Raw genomic sequence first — 5,975 nt, forward strand, 5'->3', positions numbered from 1 at the left:
TTTGTGCCAAATAAAAGGCAATGGAAACAACTTTTCTTGGGCGTTGCCCAAATCCACGAGCCTTTAAAAAGGCTCGACCTAAATTTTATATTATTTATCCTAAACTTTCTGCTAAACCATAATTTACCCCAACTATTGAAAAAGAACCTAAAGTAAAAACGGACGCTTTTAACGCCCGTTTTGCTTTAAAAAATTGCATCGTTTGCAAGTGTTGAGCCGTTTTCCATTCCGCCCTCAACATAGTCCTCTACTCCGTCCATTAAGCCGTCATCACGATTTTCATAATCTTCGTTTCCGATGATTCCGTCACCGTCACGAACTCTGCCGTTACGCTCGGCATCGTCTGTCATGGAGTCTGCCTTGCTTTCGGTTTCGCTTTTGCTTGAAGATTTTTCATTGTTTGATGACGCTGAGCTTGTGGTTGAATTTTCATTTTTAGATTCGTTTTTCTTACCGCCACAACCTGTTAAGGCTGTAGTAAAAGCTATTGTTGCAAGCAATGCGGCAATTATCTTTTTCATAAAATCATCCTTATATACAAAAATAGTGCCTCCGCTTTGAAGGCACTATTATTTTTAGCAATAGTTTTGAATTTATGAATTTTTATTCCTTTACAAGCTGAATATGTGGGTATGGTATTGTGATGCCGTTCTTTTTAAATTCTTTGAGAACATTTTCCTGCATCATATAATATACACCGTAGTAATCTTCAGGCTCTACCCAAACCCAAGCTACTATCTGAACACCGCTGTCGAGGTGTTTATCTACATATACCTTTGGTTCAGGGTCTTTGAGGACTCTTTCGTCACCCTTTGCAAGCTTTAAGATAATTTTACGAACAAGGTCAATGTCATCGTCATAGCTTACGGTATATGAAAGGTCAATTCGGCGGTTTGTTTGTCCTGTGCAGTTTGTAACATTGTTTGCTGTAAGGCGGGAATTTGGAATGTTCACAATTTTATTATCAAAGGTATGTATCTGAGTAGAAAAAATACGGATACTTCTTACATAGCCTTTTACACCCTCAAATTCAAGTATATCACCTGCCACAAACGGTTTGCTGACAAGAATTACAATACCACTTGCCACATTTCCGAGTGATTCCTGCAAGGCAAGACCTGCAGCGAGTGCGGCAGCGGCAAAGGTTGTAATGATTGAGGATACATTTACACCTATTGTTGAAAGTGCGGTCATTACAATGACAATGTATAAAACAACCTTTAAAATTGAAAATAAAAACGTTACAACTGTTCGTTCAATTTTGCTTTTATTGAGCAGTTTTTTAACTAATTTTAAGAAAAATCTTACTGTTATTGTTCCAACAGCCAAAACTATTAAGAAAATTAATATCTTAGGCAGATATTTTTCATTAAAAGAATTTAATGCAGAAATAAAATCGAAATTATCCATTATATCACCATTCAATTATATGTTCTGAAATTTTCTTTCCGTTTTCCCAGATTGAAATATAGAAATTGCCGTTTTCGTCAAGTGAAATGCACTTTCCGTTTTTCAGTCCGTTTTTATAATCGGCTACATCGAGAAATGTACCGTTTTTGTCAAATCTTGCACCATAGCTTGCCGGAGAATTGCTTTCCCACTTGCCAATGTGCATTGTGCCGTCAGAGGTTCTGTAACCTACACCTGCACCGCTACGCTGATTTTCTTTCCATTCGCCAACATAGTTAATATCGCCGTTTTTATAGTAAAATACACCAAAACCGTCACGCTTGCCCTGTGAATATTCACCGTCATATGCGGTAATTCCACTCGGTGATTCAGTTATACCTCTGCCGGTACGCAAGCCGTTTTCATCAACTGCACCGTAATATTTATAGTCACCTGAGGCTGTGCTTACTACTGCATCTGACTTTTTCTCTTCATCAGTGGCAACAATTTCAGCTTCGTTTTCGTCAGTTGAAATTTCTGTGCTTTCATTTTTAGTATTTACAGCATCGCTTTCTTTAGTCTGTGGCTGATTGACAGGAATATCCTCTACAGCTTCAGTTTTTGGTTCGGTATTTTCGGTATTTTCAGCCAGTACATCAGCTTCTTCATCAGCTACTTCTACGCCCGAATGTTCAATAATTTGACCAAAGAGGTTTTTATTGGTTTTGTGAGCCTCGAGAAGAATGTTTTCTATTCTGTCATAAGCGGTAATTTCAGGCTTTGGTTCTGTGAAGGTGTCCTCAAGATACTCAAGTGACGATAAATCTATCGGATTTTTAGGCTTATAATCCGGTGAAAATTTCTCCTCTTCAATATCAAGCTTGGTTTGCTCTGCCTTAGCGGCTGTGTTGTCTTTGCTCTTGAATTTTTTAGGAGCAAAAGAGCTGTCATACCATATCATTCCATTATTGGAATAAACAAGTGCAGACGAAATATTTTCGGGATTTTTGTCTGACGGAAAGAGGGTTTCACTACTTACCTTGCGGTTATTGCTGAAAGTGATTTTTTTGATTGCAATAACATCGTCGATTTTCTTTGGCGATACAGTGCAAAGCCTTTCGCCCTCAATGCTTTTGTCAAAATACTCAGTTCTTACCCAAAGGTGTGAGCTGTCGAAGAACTGCTTTTTATAGACTGTGGCATTTTCTGTGTAGTATCTCACGCAGTAAATTCCGCCTGTTTCACGCTTTACAGACTGGTATGGACGGAGATTTTTTGTTACTTTCCAAGACAAAGGTTGATTTTTGCTCATTTTGTATGAAAGCTTGTACAAAACATTGTCAAGAGAAATGTCGGTATCATCTGCCTGTGGGCGGTGTTTTGAATTGAAATAATTTGCACGCACGCCTGCGAGAGCATCGTTTTTGAAGTCAAGCTTTTCAAATTCTGACACGCAGACCGAATAAAAAATCATATCCCTTGTCAATTCCTGCTGAGAGGTTATCATAAGGCGAAAATCCTTTCAATTATATAAGAATACAAAGTCAGGGCGAACATAGTCCGCCCCGACCTAAAATACTGATTAAATTTAATAAAAATCAGATAGAAATTGTCATAGCAATCTTGTAAAGATTTTCATCAAATACACGCTCCATATCAAGAGCCTCATTGATGTCGAGATCAATAATTTTGCCGTCTTTCATTGCTACAACTCTGTTGCCGAGATTCTGCTCGAGCAACTCTACAGCCTTAAAGCCCATCTCACTTGCAACAACTCTGTCACGAAGTGTTGGTGAACCGCCACGCTGTACATGACCGAGGATTGTAGCACGAGTTTCAATGCCAAGTCTGTTTTCTACATAGTTAGCAAGCTCTGCAACCTTGCCTACACCCTCAGCAACAACAACGATAAAGTGCTTTTTACCTGTTTTCTGAGTGTTTACGATTCTCTGAATTACATCTCTTTCAATGTTGTATGGAACTTCAGGAACGAGGATAGCTGTTGCACCTGTTGCAATACCTGTCTGCAAAGCAATGTCGCCGCAGCGTCTGCCCATTACCTCAACGATTGAACAACGGTCGTGTGACTGAGCTGTGTCACGAATACGGTCAACCATCTGAAGAGCGGTATTCATAGCTGTGTCAAAGCCTACTGTATATTCTGAACAAGCAATATCATTATCAATAGTACCAGGGATACCAATACAGTTGATACCTGCGTTTGTAAGAGCACGAGCACCCTTGAATGAGCCGTCACCGCCGATTACAACAACGCCTGATACATCAATGCTTCTGCAAAAATCTGCTGCTCTCTTGATGCCGGCAGGAGTAGCGAACTCTTCGCTTCTTGCTGTGTAGAGCATTGTGCCGCCAAAGCCAATGATGTCTGATACGCTGCGGAGATTCATTTCCTGAACATCGCCGTTGAGCAAGCCGTTGTAGCCACGGTAAACGCCGTAAACTCTCATTCCTTTATTTATACCTGCACGAACTACTGCTCTTACAGCGGCATTCATACCAGGAGCGTCACCGCCACTTGTTAATACTGCTATTGATTTCTGTGCCATTATATTATACCTCCATAAGGTTTTTTACCTCTTAATTATAATACAATATTTCACCCTTTACAAGAGTAATTTTACTATTTTATAAAAATTTTCTTCTTTTACCCCGCTTTTCTGTTTTAAAAAGTACATTTTCCTTGTTTTGTGCGTTATTGACTTTGGTATATTTAGGTTATATAATATAACTATAAATAATGGATAATTCTGTATTTGAAATATATGGAGGCAATTATTATGACAAAGCTATACCTTGCCATTCCCTGCTACAATGAAGAAGAAGTGCTTAGGGATTCGGCAAATAAACTCTCCGATAAATTCAGCAAAATGATGCTTGAGGGGAAAATTACCGACGATAGTAAGATTGTGTTTATTGATGACGGTTCAAAGGACAAGACATGGAGTATTATCACTGAACTTCACAAGGAAAATCCTGTGTTTCAGGGCATTAAGCTGAGCCGCAACAGAGGTCATCAGAATGCGTTGCTCTGCGGACTTATTACTCTTAAGGACAAGGCGGACGCTGTAATTTCGATTGACGCCGACTTGCAGGACGATATTAACACCTTTGATGAAATGGTTGAAAAGTACGAAAACGGCTGTGATGTAGTTTACGGTGTGCGTTCAAAGCGAGAAACCGACACATTTTTCAAGAGATTTACCGCTGAGGCTTTTTATAAAATTCTCAATAAAATGGGTGCAAAGGTTATTTTTAACCACGCAGATTTCAGACTTATGAGCAAAAGGGCACTCAACGCCTTTGCGGAATATAAGGAAACCAACATCTTTTTAAGAGGTATGGTGCCGCTTATCGGCTACAAGTCTGATATTGTTACATATGAGCGTTTTGAAAGACTTGCGGGTGAAAGCAAGTATCCGCTAAAGAAAATGCTTGCTCTTGCATGGGAGGGCATTACCTCATTAAGTATTCAGCCGATCAGAATGATTACGGGATTGGGTGCTGTAGTGTTTGCGGCAAGCATTATTATGATTATATATAGCCTTGTAAGCTACTTTATGGGATTTGCGGTAAGTGGCTGGGCTAGTCTTCTCTGCTCTATCTGGGCTATCGGCGGACTTCAGATTCTTGCTATAGGTGTTATCGGTGAGTACATCGGCAAGATTTATTTAGAAGTCAAGAGGCGTCCGAGATATATTGTAGAGGAATTTCTTGAGGACTAAAACTGAAAAATATTGAATCAATGCCTTTCGTGTTTTTGCGAAGGGCATTTAATGAGAGGGTAATAATGAATCTTGAAAAAATGAAAACACGAAACCCTGCTATGGATATTCTGAGAATTGTTGCTGTGCTGTGCGTAATCGGAATACATTTCTTTTACCATTCGGGTTATTATTACACGAATAACGATAATGTTGAAATGTACTTTGCTACCGTAATACGCACATTTTGCGCTGTATGTGTACCGTTGTTTATGATTTTATCGGGCTTTCTTCTGTGTAACAAAACGCTTAAAAAGGGTTACTATTCCGGCATCAGAAAAACCGTTATAGTTTATGTTTTGGTGGCGATTGCGTGTATTATTTATAAATCAATAATCGGCTCTTACACACTTACTCCGCTTACATTTTTTACCGGAATATTTGATTTTACAGGTGCAAACTATTCGTGGTACATTGAAATGTACATAGGTTTGTTTTTAATTGTTCCGTTTCTTAATATTATTTATAAAAACCTTGACGGCAGAAAGCAGAAAAATATTTTGCTTGCTACTCTCATTGCTATGACGATTTTGCCGTCCCTTTTTAATTCTTTTAAGTTTGATTCACTTGAGTGGTGGGCAAATCCTGCTTCTGATACTGATTTTCAAAAGCTTATTCCGAGCTGGTGGGTCGGAATTTACCCTATCACCTACTATTTTACAGGATGTTATATCCGAGAATTTGGCACTAAAATTAAAAACAGGTATCTTATAATTGCTCTTGTTGCTGCAATTTTTGCCTTTGGTACTTTTAATTTTTACAGATGCAGCGGTGCTCCTTTCACTACCAACAATTATGTTTATT

6 protein-coding genes are annotated in these 5,975 nt (G+C 38.8%); 2 read left to right on the plus strand and 4 right to left on the minus strand.

All coding sequences use genetic code 11. The annotated features are described in order from the left end of the window. Positions 1 to 185 precede the first annotated feature (185 nt). From ACJMMI_RS01830 to pfkA, 4 genes are all read right to left on the minus strand, one after another. Positions 186 to 521 (minus strand): hypothetical protein, encoded by a 336-nt coding sequence (locus tag ACJMMI_RS01830; RefSeq protein ID WP_405352960.1) that lies wholly within the window; start codon positions 519 to 521, stop codon positions 186 to 188. 82 nt (positions 522 to 603) lie between these two features. Further along, complete coding sequence (locus ACJMMI_RS01835; protein ID WP_405352961.1) at positions 604 to 1,410, minus strand: mechanosensitive ion channel family protein; 807 nt, start codon at positions 1,408 to 1,410, stop codon at positions 604 to 606. 4 nt (positions 1,411 to 1,414) lie between these two features. After that, complete coding sequence (locus ACJMMI_RS01840) at positions 1,415 to 2,896, minus strand: hypothetical protein (protein ID WP_405352963.1); 1,482 nt, start codon at positions 2,894 to 2,896, stop codon at positions 1,415 to 1,417. A 91-nt stretch (positions 2,897 to 2,987) separates the two neighbouring features. After that, a complete protein-coding gene (pfkA, locus tag ACJMMI_RS01845; RefSeq protein WP_405352965.1) occupies positions 2,988 to 3,956 on the minus strand; it encodes a 6-phosphofructokinase in 969 nt (322 codons plus the stop codon). A 231-nt stretch (positions 3,957 to 4,187) separates the two neighbouring features. Between pfkA and ACJMMI_RS01850 the strand changes: the two genes are divergently transcribed. Both ACJMMI_RS01850 and ACJMMI_RS01855 read left to right on the plus strand, forming a co-directional pair. Further along, positions 4,188 to 5,132 (plus strand): glycosyltransferase family 2 protein, encoded by a 945-nt coding sequence (locus tag ACJMMI_RS01850; RefSeq protein ID WP_405352967.1) that lies wholly within the window; start codon positions 4,188 to 4,190, stop codon positions 5,130 to 5,132. 65 nt (positions 5,133 to 5,197) lie between these two features. After that, positions 5,198 to 5,975 (plus strand): acyltransferase (locus tag ACJMMI_RS01855; RefSeq protein ID WP_405352969.1); only part of this gene is annotated, 778 nt, incomplete at its 3' end.

The sequence above is a fragment of the Ruminococcus sp. genome (assembly GCF_045129435.1).
Lineage (GTDB): Bacteria > Bacillota > Clostridia > Oscillospirales > Acutalibacteraceae > Ruminococcoides.

Coding starts and splice junctions, on each gene's coding strand:
- ACJMMI_RS01835 (WP_405352961.1), bottom strand. CDS start 1,410: ATGGATAATTTCGATTTTATTTCTGCATTAAATTCTTTTAATGAAAAA.
- ACJMMI_RS01830 (WP_405352960.1), bottom strand. CDS start 521: ATGAAAAAGATAATTGCCGCATTGCTTGCAACAATAGCTTTTACTACA.
- ACJMMI_RS01840 (WP_405352963.1), bottom strand. CDS start 2,896: ATGATAACCTCTCAGCAGGAATTGACAAGGGATATGATTTTTTATTCG.
- ACJMMI_RS01850 (WP_405352967.1), top strand. CDS start 4,188: ATGACAAAGCTATACCTTGCCATTCCCTGCTACAATGAAGAAGAAGTG.
- pfkA (WP_405352965.1), bottom strand. CDS start 3,956: ATGGCACAGAAATCAATAGCAGTATTAACAAGTGGCGGTGACGCTCCT.